The sequence below is a fragment of the Ramlibacter sp. genome, assembly GCF_035548915.1.
In the GTDB taxonomy this organism is placed as follows: Bacteria; Pseudomonadota; Gammaproteobacteria; order Burkholderiales; family Burkholderiaceae_C; genus Ramlibacter.
In genome coordinates, this window is sequence record NZ_DASZSE010000029.1 from 131,179 (window position 1) to 146,948 (window position 15,770).

Annotated in this window: 15 protein-coding genes; 10 read left to right on the plus strand and 5 right to left on the minus strand. The window is 67.6% G+C overall.

The genetic code is table 11. From position 1 onward, the window contains the following. Positions 1–2: 2 nt before the first annotated feature. Positions 3–626: a type II secretion system protein N gene (locus tag VHA82_RS10745; protein ID WP_325543370.1), complete on the plus strand. Its 624-nt coding sequence runs from the start codon at positions 3–5 to the stop codon at positions 624–626. Here the strand turns inward: VHA82_RS10745 and VHA82_RS10750 are convergent. Beyond that, on the minus strand, positions 590–1,366 hold the full coding sequence (locus VHA82_RS10750) for an adenosylcobinamide-GDP ribazoletransferase (RefSeq protein WP_325543372.1): 777 nt from the start codon (positions 1,364–1,366) through the stop codon (positions 590–592). The genes VHA82_RS10745 and VHA82_RS10750 overlap by 37 nt on opposite strands. A gap of 15 nt (positions 1,367–1,381) precedes the next feature. Continuing rightward, entirely contained in the window at positions 1,382–2,926 is a 1,545-nt protein-coding gene (ilvA, locus tag VHA82_RS10755) for a threonine ammonia-lyase, biosynthetic (RefSeq protein ID WP_325543374.1), read from the minus strand. Between the two features lie 207 nt (positions 2,927–3,133). On the opposite strand from ilvA, the gene VHA82_RS10760 reads away from it, so the two are divergent. After that, complete coding sequence (locus tag VHA82_RS10760) at positions 3,134–3,583, plus strand: OsmC family protein (protein WP_325543376.1); 450 nt, start codon at positions 3,134–3,136, stop codon at positions 3,581–3,583. Between the two features lie 129 nt (positions 3,584–3,712). On the opposite strand, the gene coq7 is transcribed toward VHA82_RS10760, so the two are convergent. Beyond that, the gene (gene coq7 / locus VHA82_RS10765; protein WP_325543378.1) at positions 3,713–4,330 is read right to left on the minus strand and encodes a 2-polyprenyl-3-methyl-6-methoxy-1,4-benzoquinone monooxygenase; all 618 of its coding nucleotides are present in this window, start codon (positions 4,328–4,330) and stop codon (positions 3,713–3,715) included. Positions 4,331–4,669: 339 nt separating this feature from the next. Here coq7 and VHA82_RS10770 point away from each other — a divergent pair, with 339 nt between their 5' ends. The 7 genes from VHA82_RS10770 to VHA82_RS10800 all read left to right on the plus strand — a co-directional run bounded on the left by VHA82_RS10770 (position 4,670) and on the right by VHA82_RS10800 (position 12,696). Then, on the plus strand, positions 4,670–5,734 hold the full coding sequence (locus VHA82_RS10770) for a porin (RefSeq protein WP_325543381.1): 1,065 nt from the start codon (positions 4,670–4,672) through the stop codon (positions 5,732–5,734). Positions 5,735–5,888: 154 nt separating this feature from the next. Continuing rightward, the gene (locus VHA82_RS10775) at positions 5,889–6,869 is read left to right on the plus strand and encodes an ABC transporter permease (RefSeq protein ID WP_325543384.1); all 981 of its coding nucleotides are present in this window, start codon (positions 5,889–5,891) and stop codon (positions 6,867–6,869) included. Positions 6,870–6,874: 5 nt separating this feature from the next. Further along, a complete protein-coding gene (locus VHA82_RS10780; RefSeq protein ID WP_414708642.1) occupies positions 6,875–8,104 on the plus strand; it encodes a M20 aminoacylase family protein in 1,230 nt (409 codons plus the stop codon). A 37-nt stretch (positions 8,105–8,141) separates the two neighbouring features. Next, positions 8,142–9,713 (plus strand): ABC transporter substrate-binding protein, encoded by a 1,572-nt coding sequence (locus VHA82_RS10785; protein WP_325543389.1) that lies wholly within the window; start codon positions 8,142–8,144, stop codon positions 9,711–9,713. Positions 9,714–9,720: 7 nt separating this feature from the next. Next, complete coding sequence (locus tag VHA82_RS10790; protein ID WP_325543391.1) at positions 9,721–10,632, plus strand: ABC transporter permease; 912 nt, start codon at positions 9,721–9,723, stop codon at positions 10,630–10,632. 22 nt (positions 10,633–10,654) lie between these two features. Beyond that, positions 10,655–11,626 carry an ABC transporter ATP-binding protein gene (locus VHA82_RS10795; RefSeq protein ID WP_325543393.1) on the plus strand — a complete coding sequence of 324 codons (972 nt, stop codon included), beginning with the start codon at positions 10,655–10,657 and terminating at the stop codon, positions 11,624–11,626. Positions 11,627–11,712: 86 nt separating this feature from the next. Then, on the plus strand, positions 11,713–12,696 hold the full coding sequence (locus tag VHA82_RS10800; protein ID WP_325543395.1) for an oligopeptide/dipeptide ABC transporter ATP-binding protein: 984 nt from the start codon (positions 11,713–11,715) through the stop codon (positions 12,694–12,696). Between the two features lie 65 nt (positions 12,697–12,761). Here VHA82_RS10800 and VHA82_RS10805 read toward each other — a convergent pair whose 3' ends face one another. Next, positions 12,762–13,610, minus strand: coding sequence for a MurR/RpiR family transcriptional regulator (locus VHA82_RS10805; RefSeq protein WP_325543431.1), 849 nt, complete (start codon positions 13,608–13,610; stop codon positions 12,762–12,764). Positions 13,611–13,615: 5 nt separating this feature from the next. Further along, complete coding sequence (zwf, locus tag VHA82_RS10810) at positions 13,616–15,070, minus strand: glucose-6-phosphate dehydrogenase (protein WP_325543397.1); 1,455 nt, start codon at positions 15,068–15,070, stop codon at positions 13,616–13,618. A gap of 336 nt (positions 15,071–15,406) precedes the next feature. On the opposite strand from zwf, the gene VHA82_RS10815 reads away from it, so the two are divergent. Further along, positions 15,407–15,745, plus strand: coding sequence for a hypothetical protein (locus VHA82_RS10815; RefSeq protein WP_325543399.1), 339 nt, complete (start codon positions 15,407–15,409; stop codon positions 15,743–15,745). Positions 15,746–15,770 lie beyond the last annotated feature (25 nt).

Here is a 15,770-nt window from a genome sequence, read left to right on the forward strand (position 1 = left end):
GCATGTTTCCGACATCGATGTCGAGCCGCTGGGCCGTACAGGGCGCGACCTTCGTCCTGTGGGCGCTGGCCGCGGCAAGCGCGATCTACTGGGGATTCAAATTGTCGGTCCGCGGTTCCGCGATGCTGTCGCCGCCGCTGGCCGCGCGCGGCCCGGCGGCGCCCGATCCGGCCGCCATCGCGCGCCTGCTCGGCTCGAGCCCGCAGGCGGCCGTTGCCGCGGCGCCCAGCATCGCGAGCCGCTTGTCGCTCGTGGGCATCGCGGCGCATCCGTCGCATGCCGGCATCGCGCTGATCTCGATCGACGGCAAGCCGCCCAAGCCCTTCCGCGTCGGCAGCCTTGTCGAGGAAGGACTCGTGCTGCAGGCGGTCGAGCCGCGGCGCGCGCTGCTCGGGCCGGCCGCCAAGGGGCCGCCTTCGGTGACGCTCGAACTGCCGATCCCGCATCGCGACGCGCGCGTGGAACCATCGGTTGCGCAGCCGATGCCGTCGGCCTCGCCCATGCCGTCTTTCACCCCGTCTTTCGCGCCGTCGCTCGCGCCGCCTTCGCCCGCCATGCCGATGGCACAGCCTGCCATCACGCTGCCCAGTCAACGCCCGCCGACGACGAGAGCCGAGCCGAAGTAGAAGGCGACCTCGCACACCTGCTGCGCGGCACCGAGCGCATCGGCACTCGCGGTGGACGTGCGGCTTCGCAGCCGCCCGCGCAAGACGACGAGCGCCAGACCGCTCGCCGCGGCGCCGGCCAGCGCGAACTTGATGCCCAGTGCCAGCCCCATCAGCGCAAGCGGCACCACGCACCACACCGCGGACACCGCGAGCGCGCGCCGCTGCAAGGGCCGCGGCAGCTCGGAAGATTGCGAGGGCGCAAGCGCGAGCGCGAGCGTGAGCGGCCAGAAGCGCGACACCGTGTGGCCGGCCAGGAGCGCCGTGAGCACCGCGCCCGGCGAGCGCGCGGCGAGCGTGGCAATCAGCGCGAGCTTCAGCGCGAGCACCAGCACGATCGCGATCGTGCCGGCGCGCCCGCCCGCGGAGTCCGCCTGGTTCGCATCGACGAAGCGCCCGAGCGACTCCTCGTGCATCGCGCCCGTGAGAAGGACCGTTGCGATGGTGGAGACCGCCGCCGCCGCGAACGGTGCGAGCGCGACGTTGGGCAGGACGACCGACACGGCCGCGAGCACGACGCACGCGGCCATGCCGACGAGCCAGCCCACGCCGGGCAGGTGCGGCGCGCTCGCGCGCAGCATCTCGGGCGTCTCGCCGACCCAGTTCGCAAGCAGTCCCGCCACCGGCAGGCGCGTGTAGTGCCGCACCGCGAGCAGGTAGCGGCGCAGGAACCGGTCGATGGCGTCGCGCGGCGAGGTCACGCGCGAGATGGTATGTCAGGACTTGAGGAAGAGGCGGTAAACCGGGTTGGCGGTCTCTTCGACGTACGGATAGCCGAGCGTGTCGAGGAAGGACTGGAAGGCCTTCGCATCGGCCTTGGGCACCTGCAGCCCGACCAGCGTGCGGCCGTAGTCCGCGCCCTGGTTCCTGTAGTGGAAGAGCGAGATGTTCCAGGCCGGGCGCATGTGCGACAGGAACTTCATGAGCGCGCCCGGCCGCTCCGGGAAGACGAAGCGCAACAGGCGTTCGTCCTTCGCGAGCGGCGAATGGCCGCCCACCATGTGGCGGATGTGTTCCTTCGCGAGCTCGTCGTGCGTGAGGTCCAGGGCCTCGAAGCCGTGGCGCGTGAAGTTCGCCGCGATCTTCGGCGACTCGCCCTTGCCGTGCGTCGTGAGCCCCACGAACACGTGCGCGATCTTCTCGTCGCTGATGCGATAGTTGAATTCGGTGACGTTGCGCGGCCCGCCCGGTAGCGCGCCGATGAGTTCGCAGAAGCGGCGGAAGCTGCCGCGTTCCTCGGGAATCGTCACGGCGAAGAGCGCTTCGCGTTCCTCGCCGACCTCCGCGCGTTCGGCGACGAAGCGCAGGCGGTCGAAGTTCATGTTCGCGCCGCAGAGGATCGCGACGTAGGTTTCGCCGCGCGTCTTCTTCCGCGCAACGTACTCCTTGATGGCCGCGATCGCCATCGCGCCCGAAGGCTCCACGATGCTGCGCGTGTCGACGAAGACGTCCTTGATCGCAGCGCATACGGCGTCGGTGTCCACGGTGACGAATTCGTCGACGAGCTGCCGCGCGAGGCGAAACGTTTCCTCGCCCACGAGCTTCACGGCCGTGCCGTCGGCAAAGAGGCCCACGTCCGCGAGCGTGACGCGTTTGCCGTCGGAGACCGAACGCATCATCGCGTCCGAGTCGGTCATCTGCACGCCGATCACCCTCACCTCGGGGCGCACCGACTTGATGTAGGCCGCCACGCCCGAGATGAGGCCGCCGCCGCCGATCGCGACGAAGACGGCGTCGAGCGGCCCCTGGTGCTGGCGCAGCACTTCCATCGCGATGGTGCCCTGACCCGCGATCACGTCGGGGTCGTCGAAAGGGTGCACGAAGGTGAGGCCTTCTTTTTTCTCGAGCTCGACGGCGTGGCCGTAAGCGTCGGAGTAGCTGTCGCCGAACAGCACGACTTCGCCGCCGAGCGCCTTCACCGCTTCGACCTTGAGCTGCGGCGTCGTGACGGGCATGACGATCACCGCGCGCGCGCCCATCCGGTGCGCGGCCATCGCGACGCCCTGCGCGTGATTGCCGGCGGAGGCGCAGATCACGCCCTTCTTCAACTGGTCGGCGCCCAGGTGCGCCATCTTGTTGTAGGCGCCCCGCAGCTTGAAGCTGAAGACGGCCTGCTGGTCCTCGCGTTTGAGCAGCACCTTGTTGTGCAGCCGGCGGCTCAGGTTCTTCGCGGGCTCGAGCGCGGACTCGACCGCGACGTCGTAGACCTTCGCGGTGAGGATCTTTTTCAGGTAGTCGGCGGGTTGCAGGTGCTTGGTCATGACCGCAGGAATCATAAGAGGACGAAAAATGGCCCCCGCGCCTTGCGGCACGGGGGCCAAATCCACCAGTAGAGGAGGTGGAGGAGACAACCGGTATGCTTGCGATGCAGTATAGCGATGCTTTTGCTGCGGCGCACAAGCGTGTTGCGCGCGCGACTCAGCACAAAGTTCGCCATCGGACGCTGCGGTTTGCCGGAGAACTCTCGAATGGAATGCACAGTGAGCTGGACCGGCGCGACGGGCGCGCGCTCCGGGATGGGATTCGTCGCCGAAACCGGCAGCGGGCACGTGCTCGCGATGGATGGCGCGCCGGACGCGCAGAACCCGCAAAACGGCGGTCTCAATCTGGCGCCGCGCCCGATGGAGACGCTGCTCGCGGGCACCGGCGGCTGCACGGCTTACGACGTGGTGCTGATCCTCAAGCGCGGCCGTCACGACGTGCGCGGCTGCACGGTGAAGCTGCAGGCCGACCGGGCCGAGACCGACCCGAAAGTGTTCACGAAGCTTCGAATGCACTTCACCGTGACCGGCAAGGGCGTGCCGCGCGAGGCCGTCGAGCGCGCGATCGCGCTCAGCCACGACAAATACTGTTCGGCGAGCGTGATGCTCGGCAAGACCGCCGAGATCACGACGTCGTTCGACGTCCTCGAGGCCTGACCCGCTGGCGGCGGCGTGTGTTTTCTGCCGCTTGCCCTCATGGCGGGAAGCGAGGGTGGCGGCAGGCGGGGGCGCGTGGGAGGGTCTTATCGAAGCCTCAGGTAGCCCACCCGCATGCGATGGGCCGCATCACACATAGCGCGCCGTGGTGGTCATGACTTTCGCCGCGGCTTTCATCGCGAGTTTCGCGACCTGCGGCAGTTCCGCCGCGCCGGCGCGTTCGGCCTGCACCGCATGGCCTGCCTCGTCGTCTTTCATCTGCGCGACGATCGCGCGCGATGCGTGATCGCCCGCCGGCAGCCGCTCGAGGTGGCCCTGCAGGTGCTGCTCCACCTGGCGCTCCGTCTCGACCACGAAGCCGAGGCTCAGCGCGTCGCCGAGCCGCCCCGCCACGAGCCCGATGCCGAACGCGCCCGCGTACCAGAGCGGATTCAGCAGCGACGGGCGCGAGCCGAGCTCCTCGAGGCGAGCCCGGGTCCACGCGAGGTGGTCCGTCTCCTCGCGCGCCGCGCGCTGGAAGTGCTGCCTGAGCGCCTCGTTGGGCGTGGCGATCGCCTGTGCCGTGTAGAGCGCCTGCGCGCAGATCTCGCCCACGTGGTTCACGCGCATGAGGGCGGCCGCATGCTGCTTTTCCTGCAGCCCGAGGTGAGTCTCGTCCGCCGGGACGGTCGGGCACGGCCGCATCGCGCGCGGCGTCGCGAACAAGGTGCGCAATGCGCCGTCGAGCGCGCCGAAAAACGAATCCATGCCGCAAAGTCTACATCGCTTGCCGCAATCGTCTTTGGATGTCAAGTGCGTCCTTTGGAGGGCGGATTTTTGTATTCCGAAACGCGGCGCGGGACCTGTTGCGCGGCCTTCACTCTGCGGTGGCCGGAATGTTGTCCGGGTGCAACGAATGCCCGGCCACAGGGCGAAATACTTTGCTCAGGAAAAGCCCCTCTGGTGCAATAGCGTCAACTTCCCAAAAGGAGGTTGGCCCGGGGATCCGGGTGGATGCGGAACCTGCCGTCCTCATTGCTCCTGCAATTGGCCGTGATACCGCCCCACACGCACCGGAGCCCCATGTTTAACCTTGGAGAAACTTGCATGAAAAAGTCACTGATTGCGTTGGCCGTGCTGGCTGCCGCCGGCTCGGCTTCCGCCCAATCGTCGGTCACGCTGTTCGGTATCGTCGACGCGACGCTGATGTGGGGCCATGGCTCCGTCAGCAACAAGCATCAGCTCGGCAACTCGGGCTACAACAGCTCGCGCCTCGGCTTCCGCGGCACGGAAGACCTGGGCGGTGGCATGTCGGCGTCGTTCTGGCTCGAAGCCAGCGTGAACAACGACAACGGCACCGGTGCAGGCACCAACACGAACAACCAGGCTTCCGGCAACGCGCTGGCCGGTCTGGCCGGTGGCCAGGGCCTCACGTTCAACCGCCGCTCCACCGTGAGCCTCGCCGGCGGATGGGGTGAACTGCGTCTGGGCCGCGACTACACGCCGCAATTCTGGAACATCACCGTGTTCGATCCGTTCGGCACGAACGGCGTCGGTACCACCCAGGTCCTGAACTCCATCATCACTGGCGTGACGGCGGTTCGCTCGTCCAACGGCGTCGGCTACTTCCTGCCCGCGAACCTGGGCGGCTTCTACGGCCAGCTCCAGTACTACATGGGCGAGAACAACTCCAACGTCGCCAACAAGGACGACGGCAACGGCTACGGCGTGCGCCTCGGCTTCGCTTCCGGTCCGTTCAACGTCGCCGCGGCCTTCAGCCACACCGACTACTCGACCGGCAACGTGTCGCAGAACAACGTCGGCGGCCAATGGGACTTCGGCGTCGCCAAGCTGATGGGCGAGTACGAATGGGACAAGGCCGGTGCGACCAAGGGCCGTGGCGGCCTGATCGGTGGCCTGATCCCCGTGGGCCCCGGCGAAATCCGCCTCGCCATCTCGCGCTACAAGACCGACGTGCCCGTGGGTACCGATCCGCGCACCAACAAGTGGGCGCTCGGCTACGTGCACAACATGTCGAAGCGCACGGCCCTGTACGCGACGTACGCCCACGTGTCCAACAAGGACGGCGCGGCTTCCTCGCTCAACGGCGCGGTCACGGGTATCAACAACTCGTCGAGCGGTCTGGACCTGGGCATCCGCCACAGCTTCTGATCGTCACCGCAGCGAGAACAAGAAACTTGAAACGGGCCGCCCCTCGGGGCGGCCCTTTTTTTTTCTCCGGCGACCCCGTTTCCACTCGTTTTTCCCGCTGTCGGCTCACTCGCTGCTCTGCTAGCATCGCCCGGTTTGCCGCAGTCGCCCTCTCATGTTCGCCTTCATCGTGCGCCGCTTGCTCCAGGCCGTCGTGGTGATGGTGTCTGTCGCATTCATCGCTTTTCTTCTCTTCCAGTACGTCGGAGACCCCGTCGTGTTCCTCCTCGGGCAGGACGCGAAGCCCGATCAGATCGCACGGCTGCGCAGCGAGCTCGGGCTCGACCAGCCTTTTTTCGTGCAGTTCTGGCACTTCCTCGTGAATGCGGCGCAGGGTGAATTCGGCCTGTCGCTGCGGCTGGGCGCGAGGGTCTCGCGCCTCATCGGCGAACGCTTTCCCGCGACGCTGGAGCTCGCCCTGGTCGCCGCCGTCCTCTCGCTCGTGGTGGGGATTCCGGCGGGCGTCTACGCCGCGCTCAGGCGCGGCACGTTCACGAGCCAACTCCTCATGACGCTGTCGCTGCTGGGCGTCTCGTTGCCGCCGTTTCTGGTGGGCATCCTGCTGATCCTGGTGTTCGCGGTGCTGCTCGGCTGGTTCCCGAGCTTCGGCCGCGGCGAGACGGTGGCGCTCGGCTGGTGGTCCACGGGGCTCGCCACTCGCGACGGCTGGCACCACATCGTGCTGCCCGCGCTCACCCTTGCGATCTTCCAGCTCACGCTCATCATGCGGCTCGTGCGCGCCGAGATGCTCGAAGTGCTGCGCACCGACTACATCAAGTTCGCGCGCGCGCGCGGCCTCACGAACCGCGCGATCCACTTCGGCCACGCGCTGAAGAACACGCTCGTGCCGGTGATGACCGTGACGGGCCTGCAGCTCGGAGGCATCATCGCCTTCGCGATCATCACCGAGACCGTGTTCCAATGGCCGGGCATGGGGCTGCTCTTCATCCAGGCAGTGACCTTCGCCGACATTCCGGTGATGGCGGCCTACCTCTGCCTCGTCGCGCTCATCTTCGTGATCATCAACCTCGTGGTCGACCTCCTGTACGCCGCCGTGGATCCACGCCTCGGCGCCGCCGCCGTGGGGAGCCACTAAGAAGCATGTTGGCCCCCGTGAATCCGAACCGTCTGAAGGCGAAGGGGCGCCCCTTCTCGCACATCGCTCAATTCCATCCCGAGCTCACGACGTTCCGGCGCGACTTGCACGCGCATCCGGAGCTCGGCTTCGAGGAGGTCTACACCTCGGCTCGGGTGCAGGAGGCGCTGCGCGTCTGCGGCGTCGACGAGGTGCACACCGGCATCGGCAAGACGGGCGTGGTGGGGGTCGTGCGCGGGCGCAGCCACGCGAGCGGCCGCATGCTGGGCCTGCGCGCCGACATGGATGCGCTCACGATGACCGAGGGCAACGACTTCCCGTGGAAATCCGTGAAGCAGGGCATGATGCACGGCTGCGGCCACGACGGCCACGTGGCGATGCTGATCGGCGCCGCGCGCTACCTGGCCGAGACGCGCAACTTCGACGGCACCGCGGTGCTCATCTTCCAGCCCGGCGAGGAAGGCTTCGCCGGTGCGAAGGCGATGATCGAGGATGGCCTCTTCGACCGCTTCCCCGTCGAGGCGGTGTACGCGATGCACAACTGGCCGAGCATGAAGCCCGGCATGTTCGGCACGACCGACGGCGCGATGATGGCGTCGGCCGACCGCATCACGATCGAGATCACGGGCAAAGGCGGGCATGGCGCGCATCCGTACCTCGCGGTGGACCCCGTGCTCGTGGCCGGGCACATCATCACCGCCGTGCAGAGCATCGTGTCGCGCAACATCCGCCCGGTCGAATCGGCGGTCATCAGCCTGTGCGCGATGCAAGCCGGCGACCTGCATGCGATGAGCGTGATCCCGGGCAAGGCGACGATCGTCGGCACGGTGCGCACCTTCGATCCGGAAGTGCAGGCCCTCGTGGAGCGGCGCCTGAACGAGCTGTGCGGCGCCGTGGCGCTCGGCTTTGGCGCGACGGCCAAGGTGCAGTACGAACGAATCTATCCGGCCACGATCAACTCGGCGCGCGAGGCGATGTTCGCGGCCGACGTGGCCGAATCGCTGGTCGGCGCCGAGCACGTGGTGCGCGACATGGAGCCGAGCATGGGCGCCGAAGACTTCTCGTTCATGCTGCAGGCGAAGCCCGGCGCGTACCTGCGCATCGGGCAAGGCGGCGAGGGCAGCTGCATGCTGCACAACGCGCGCTACGATTTCAACGACGACATCCTGCCGCTCGGTGCGGCGCTCCACGCGGGCATCGCCGAGCAGGCGATGCCGCTGCCGCCGGCCGGGTGAGGGCCGCCGCCCACTACAACGAACCACGGAGAAACCCATGAAATTCAAGTCCTACCTCTGCTCGGCCGCGCTTTTCGTCGCCCTCGCGGTGCAGGCGCAGACCGTGCGCATCGCCAACCAGGGCGATGCCCTGTCGATGGACCCGCATTCGCTCAACGAGTCGCTTCAGCTTTCCGTTCTCGGAAATGTGTACGAGCCCCTCGCGGGGCGCAACAAGGATCTGTCGCTCGCGCCCGCGCTCGCCACGTCGTGGAAGCAGACGTCGCCCACCGTGTGGCGCATCGAACTGCGCCGCGGCGTGCGCTTTCACGACGGCAAGCCGTTCACCGCGGACGACGTCCTCTTTTCGCTGAAGCGCGCCGACGACGACGGCGGCGACCTGAAGGGCGCCGTGTCGCCCATCAAGGAAGTGCGCAAGGTGAACGACTACACGGTCGACATCGAGACCAAGGCGCCGTTTCCGATCCTGCTGGACCAGCTGTCCACCACCTACATGATGAGCAAGGCCTGGTGCGAGGAAAACCAGGCCGTGCATCCGGTGGACCGCAGAAAGGGCATCGAGAACGCCGCTTCGTTCCGGGCCAACGGCACCGGCCCGTATCGCCTGCGCGAACGCCAGCCGAACGTGCGGACCACCTTCGTTCGCAACGGCAACTACTGGGGCAAGATCGAGGGCAACGCTCAGGAAGTGATCTTCACGCCCATCGGCAACGACGCGACGCGCGTCGCGGCGCTTCTGTCGGGTGAAGTGGACGTGATGGAGCCGGTGCCGCTGCAGGACATCGAACGCGTCAACGCCTCGCCCAATGCCAAGGTGATCGTGGGCGCCGAGATGCGCACGATCTTTCTCGGCATGGACCAGAAGCGCGACGAGCTGCAGTACTCGAGCGTGAAAGGCAAGAACCCGTTCAAGGACCGCCGCGTGCGGCTCGCCTTCTACCAGGCGATCGACATCGAAGGCATCAAGAAGACGGTGATGCGCGGCGCCTCGCATCCGACCGCGCTGCTCGTGGGCCCCGGCGTGAACGGCTATCAGCCCGACATGGACAAGCGCTATCCGTACGACCCGGAAGCGTCGAAGAAGCTCCTGGCCGAAGCGGGCTATCCGAACGGCTTCGAAGTGACGCTCAACTGCCCGAACGACCGCTACGTGAACGACGCGCGCATCTGCCAGGCGGTCGCCGCGAATCTCGCGCGCGTGGGCGTGAAGATCAACCTGGCCGCCGAGACGAAGGGCACGTACTTCCCGAAGGTGCTGCGCCGCGACACGAGCTTCTACATGCTCGGCTGGACGCCCACCACCTACGACGCGCACAACTCGCTCGACGCGCTCGCGCGCTGCGTGGACGACAAGCAGGGCTACGGCAAGTTCAACCTCGGCGCTTACTGCAACCCCGAGCTCGACAAACTGATCCTCGCGATCCAGGTGGAGACGGACAAGGCGAAGCGCAACCAGATGATCCGCGAGGCCTTCAAGATCCATCACGACGACGTGGGCCACATCCCGCTGCACCAGCAGTCGCTCGCCTGGGGCGTGAGCAAGAAGGTGAATCTCGTGCAGCTCGCGGACAACGCGATGTACTTCAAGTGGATCACGATCCAGAAGTAGCGCGCGCTTGAAAGCCGTCCTTTCGAACTGGCTCGCGAGCGACGTCGGCTACAGCTTTCGCACGTCGCCCGTGGCGATGGCGGCGGCGGCGGTAGCGTTCGTGTGCATCTTCTGTTCGCTCTTCGCGAACTGGGTCGCGCCGCACAATCCGTTCGACCTGACGACGCTGGAACTGTCCGACGCGCATCTGCCTCCGGGCTGGATGCCGCAGGGCCACGCGAAGTACCCGCTCGGCACCGACGAGCAGGGGCGCGACATCCTGTCGGCCCTCATGTTCGGTGCGCGCATCTCGCTCGTCGTGAGCCTGGTGTCGGTCGCGCTGTCGGTGCTCGCGGGCGTGGCGCTCGGGCTCGTGGCGGGATTTTTCGGCGGGTGGATCGACAGCTTTCTCATGCGCCTTTGCGACGTGATGCTGAGTTTTCCCGCGATCCTCATCGCGCTCCTGATCGCGGGCGTGGGACGCGCCCTCTTTCCCGATGCGCATACGTCGGTCGCATTCGGCGTCCTGATCCTCGCGATCGCGCTCACGGGCTGGGTGCAGTACGCGCGCACCGTGCGCGGCTCCACGCTCGTGGAGCGCCAGAAGGAGTACGTGCAGGCCGCGCGCGTCACGGGCGTCGCGCCGCTACGCATCATGACGCGGCACGTGCTGCCCAACGTGCTCGGGCCCGTCTTCGTGCTCGCCACGATCCAGATCGCGACGGCGATCATCATCGAGGCGACGCTGTCGTTCCTGGGCGTCGGCGTGCCGCCCACGTCGCCTTCGCTCGGCACGCTCATCGGACAGGGCAACAGCTATCTGCTGTCGGGCGAATGGTGGATCGCACTCTTTCCCGGGCTCATGCTGATCCTGATCGCGCTTTCGGTGAACCTGCTCGGGGACTGGCTGCGCGACGCGCTGAACCCGCGGCTCAGATGAGCGCCTCGATCCCCGCGACGCGATGAGCCTGCTCGAAGTCCGCAACCTCGTCGTCGAATTCCCGACGCGCCGCGCGACGCTGCGCGCGCTCGACGACATCTCGTTTCACATCGAGCCGGGCGAAGTGCTCGGTGTCGTCGGCGAATCGGGCGCGGGCAAGTCGCTCACCGGTGCCGCGATCATCGGTCTGCTGGAGCCGCCCGGGCGCATCGCGGGCGGCGAGATCCTGCTCGAAGGCCAGCGCATCGACAACCTCCCCTATGAAAAGATGCGGCGCATCCGCGGCCGCAGGATCGGTGCGATCTTCCAGGACCCGCTCACTTCGCTCGATCCGCTCTACACGATCGGGCGGCAGCTCACGGAAACCATCCAGACGCACCTGCCCGTGACGGCCGGGGAGGCGCGGCGCCGCGCGATCGCGTTGCTGGAGGACACGGGCATCCCGGCCGCGGCCGAGCGCATCGACCATTATCCGCACCAGTTCTCCGGCGGCATGCGCCAGCGCGTCGTGATCGCGCTCGCGCTCGCGGCCGAGCCGAGACTCATCGTCGCGGACGAGCCGACCACCGCGCTCGACGTCTCGATCCAGGCGCAGATCATCCAGCTGCTGAAGCGCGTGTGCCGCGAACACGGCGCGGCCGTGATGCTCATCACGCACGACATGGGCGTGATCGCGGAGACGTCCGACCGCGTCGCCGTGATGTATGCGGGCCGCATCGCGGAGATCGGGCCGGTGCACGAGGTGATCCACCAGGCGGCGCATCCCTACACGATGGGCCTGATGGCGTCGATCCCCGACATGGCGCAGGACCGCGAGCGCCTCGCGCAGATCGACGGGGCGATGCCGCGGCTCGACGCCATTCCGAGCGGCTGCGCTTACAACCCGCGCTGTCCGCGCGTGTTCGACCGCTGCACGCGCGAGCGCCCGGAGCTCATCGCCGCCGGCGCGACGCACGCGGCGTGCTGGCTGCACGATGCGGGAGGCGGGCAATGAACTCTTCCGAAGCAGTACTCCCTCTCCCCTCTGGGGAGAGCGAAGCGAGGGGTGGGGCGGGGGTGAGGGGCACGCCGGCCACCCCTTTGGTCCAGGCCCTCGACCTGGCCAAGTCGTTCGACGTCTCCCCGCCGTTGCTCGACCGCGTCCTCGAACACAGGCCACGCCGGATGCTGCACGCGGTGGATGGCGTGAGCTTCGACATCGCGAAGGGCCGCACGCTCGGGCTCGTCGGCGAATCCGGCTGCGGCAAGAGCACGGTCGCGCGCCTGCTCGTGGGCCTGTACCGCCCCACGCGCGGCAGCTTCTCCTTCGACGGGCAGGACGCGCACGCGGCCTACCGGAGCGCGGGTGCGCGCGACCTGCGGCGCCGCATCCAGATGATCTTCCAGGACCCGTATGCCAGTCTCAATCCGCGCTGGACGGTGGAAGCGATCGTCGCCGAGCCCTTGCGCGAGCACGGCATGGCCCGGCGCGGCGACGCGGTGCGCGAACGGGTGGGCGAGCTCCTGCGCTCGGTCGGCCTGGTCGAGCGCGACATGCAGAAGTATCCGCACCAGTTCTCGGGCGGCCAGCGCCAGCGCATCTCCATCGCGCGGGCGCTCGCCACGCACCCGGATTTCCTCGTGTGCGACGAGCCGACCTCCGCGCTCGACGTGAGCGTGCAGGCGCAGGTCCTGAACATCATGAAGGACCTGCAGCGCGAACGCGGCCTCACCTACCTCTTCATCTCGCACAACCTCGCCGTGGTGCGGCATGTGAGCGACGAAGTCGGGGTGATGTATCTTGGGCGCATCGTCGAACTCGCGGGCACGCATCGCCTCTTCGGACAGCCGCGTCATCCGTACACGCGCATGCTGCTGGAGGCGATCCCGAAACTGCACGACACCGGCCGCGCGCGCACGCCCGTGCAAGGCGAAGTGCCCAATCCGCTCGATCCGCCCGCGGGCTGCACGTTCCACCCCCGCTGTCCCTATGCGAACGAGCGGTGCCGCCAGGAGCGGCCGGCGCTGCTCGAATTCGAGGGCATCCAGGTCGCGTGTCATGGCGTCGAGGAAGGTCGGCTGTGATCCAGCCCGTGCTTTTCGATCTGCCGCAAGAGATCGCCCCGGGCCGACTCCTGCGGCTCGCCTGATCAGGCGTAGCGCTTGTTGCGCAGGTTGTTCTTCATCTCCCGCAGGATCGGCTGCAGCCTCGCTCCTCCGATGCGCAAGGCAACCGAGGTCGCGAGGATGTCGATGATCGCGAGGTGCAGCAGGCGCGACACCATCGGACTGTAGCGGTCGTAGCCCTCGGGGTGGTCCGCGGCGAGGTGGATGTGCCCGGCCGAGGCGAGCGGCGAGCCGCTCGCGGTGATCACGATCGTCGTCGCGCCGTTCCTGCGCGCGATGTCGCAGGCATCCATCAGGTCGCGCGTGCGGCCCGAGTTCGAGATGATCACGGCGCAGTCGCCGGGCGCGAGCAGTGTCGCGCCCATCACCTGCATGTGGCCGTCGCTGTAGGCGATGCAGCTCATGCCCAGGCGGAAGAACTTGTGCTGGGCGTCCTGCGCCACGATGCCGGAATTGCCCGCGCCGTAGAACTCGATGCGCCGCCCGGTGCGATGGGTGGAGGCGAGCACCTCGGCCGCGCGATCCATCGGCACCGCGCTCGCCTCGTTGCGGTAGCGCAGGAGCGCGGCCACGATGTTGTCGATCACCTTCACGAGCACGTCGCCCGTCCTGTCGTCGGCGTCGACGCTGCGGTGAATGAAGGGCACGCCCTCGCTCACGCTGCCGGCGAGCTTCAGCTTGAAGTCCGACAGGCCGTCGTAGCCCATGCTGCGGCAAAAGCGCACGACGGTGGGCTTGCTCACGTGCGCGAGTTCGGCGAGCTCCCTCACGGGAAGGTTCGCGAAACTGCGCGGATCGCCGAGCACGAGCTTCGCCACGCGCTGTTCGGCCGGCGCGAGCGACACGATCGATGCCTTGATGCGGTCCAGCAGCGTGCTCACAGCTCTTCGCTCCAGCAGTAGCCGTCGCGCGCGATCATCGCGCTCGAGGCGCTCGGGCCCCACGTGCCCGCCGCGTACGGGCGCGGGCCGTTCTCGTCGTTCGCCCACCATTCGAGAATCGGCTCGACCCAGCGCCACGCTTCTTCCTGCTCGTCGCTGCGCACGAAGAGGTTCAGGCGCCCGTCGATCACGTCGAGCAGCAGCCGCTCGTACGCGCCGACGCGCTCCGAGCCGAAGCGGCGGTCGAAGTCGAGGTCCAGGTGCACGGGCGAAAGCGTATGGCCGTTGCGCCGGTTTTCCTGGCCCTGCGCGAGCAGGTGAAGCTGCAGGCCGTCGCGTGGCTGCAGGCTGATCATGAGCCGGTTGGCCGCGCCCGCGGGTGTGTTGAAGATGGCGTGCGGCGTCTGGCGGAAGTTCACGACGATGTGCGCATCGCGCCCGGCGAGCCGCTTGCCGGTGCGGATGTAAAAGGGCACGCCCGCCCAGCGCCAGCTCGCGATCTCGGCGCGCAGCGCGACGAATGTCTCCGTCGTGCTTTGCGGGTCCACGCCGCGCTCGTCGCGATAGCCGGGCACATGTTCGCCGTCGATCGTGCCGGCCGCGTATTGGCCGCGCACCACGTGCTGCTGCAGGTCCGGCGGCGTCCAGGCTTTGAGCGAGCGCAGCACCTTCAGTTTTTCGTCGCGGATCGCATCGGCGTGCGCATTGATCGGCGGCTCCATCGCGATCGCGCACAGCAGCTGCAGCGCGTGGTTCTGCACCATGTCGCGCAGCGCGCCCGTCGTGTCGTAGAAGGCGCCGCGCTTTTCCACGCCGAGGTCTTCGGCGATCGTGATCTCGATGCTCGCGATCGTGTCGCGCCGCCAGAGCGGCTCGAAGAGCGCGTTGCCGAAGCGCAGCGCGAAGAGGTTCTGCACCGACGGCTTGCCGAGGTAGTGGTCGATGCGGAAGATCTGGTTCTCGCCGAAGGCGCCGCGCACGGTCTCGTTGATCGCGCGGTTCGATTCGAGGTCGTGGCCGAGCGGCTTTTCCAGCACGATGCGCGTGTTCGCCGTGTTGAGGCCATGCGCGGCGAGCTGCTCGCACACCGGCGCGAAGAGGGCGGGGCCCACGGCGAGATAGACGACGGCCACATCCGCGTTGCGTTCCTTCACGGTGCGCGCAAGCCGCTCGAAGTCCTCGGGCTTCGAGGCGTCCAGCCGCAGGTAGTGCAAGAGCCCGGCGAACCGTTCGAACTCTTCCGCGCTCGGGCGCTTGGCGAGGTCGACTTCCTCGAAGCGCGAGCGGATGAGCGAGCGGTACTGCTCGTCGGAGTGATCGTCTCGCGCGATGGCGATGATGCGGCCGCCCGCGGGCAGCGTGCCGTGGCGAAACGCCTGGAAAAGGGCGGGCAGCAGCTTGCGCCAGGCGAGGTCGCCGGTGCCGCCGAATAGGACCAGATCGAAGCTCATGTGAGTTGCCGCAGCGTAATCCGTGACTGTAACTGGATTTCAAAACCGGGCAGGAACACTGGCGTTCCAAGCGTTCGGCAGTCGGCGCGGACTGCGGGCAAGTAACTCTGTTACCGGTACGTGGCTTCCAAGGAACCTTCTTCGTTGCGGCGTTACGAAGTTCCTCCGCGCTTTCCCCGCGGCCAATCGCTCGTCGCTTTCTGCAGCGGAAAAAAAAAGGAACTTCTCGAATGTCTTCCTCGTCTTTCAACGATCCGCGCGTCGCGCCGCTGCACGAGCCCGTTGTGGCTCCCGCGACGGGCGGGCGCGACCGGGTCGGTGTGTGCGCACTCTGCCGTGTCGACCTCTCGCGCGGCGGACGCAACCGATTCGGACGTCGATTCGGACGCAGCCGATGACCCGACGCACAGCGTGCATGTCTCCTTCATCGGAGGTGGAGTCGTGATGGTGTCGGTGCCGACGCAGGATGGGCACTATTCCACGATGTTCTACGCGCAAGTCGATGCGGAGGAGGGCGACGTCGCCGAAGGGGATTCGGACGAGGGCGGCGCCGACTTGGACGACGACGAGCTCTTTCCAGTCGGCGCGCTTCGCGTGATGCCGGATTCGGATGAAGAAGAGCCGCAGACGATGGTCATCCACCCTCCCGAGTCGCCCAGCGGCGATCCGGACTAGGCACGGCCGCCCGAGGCGCAAGTGG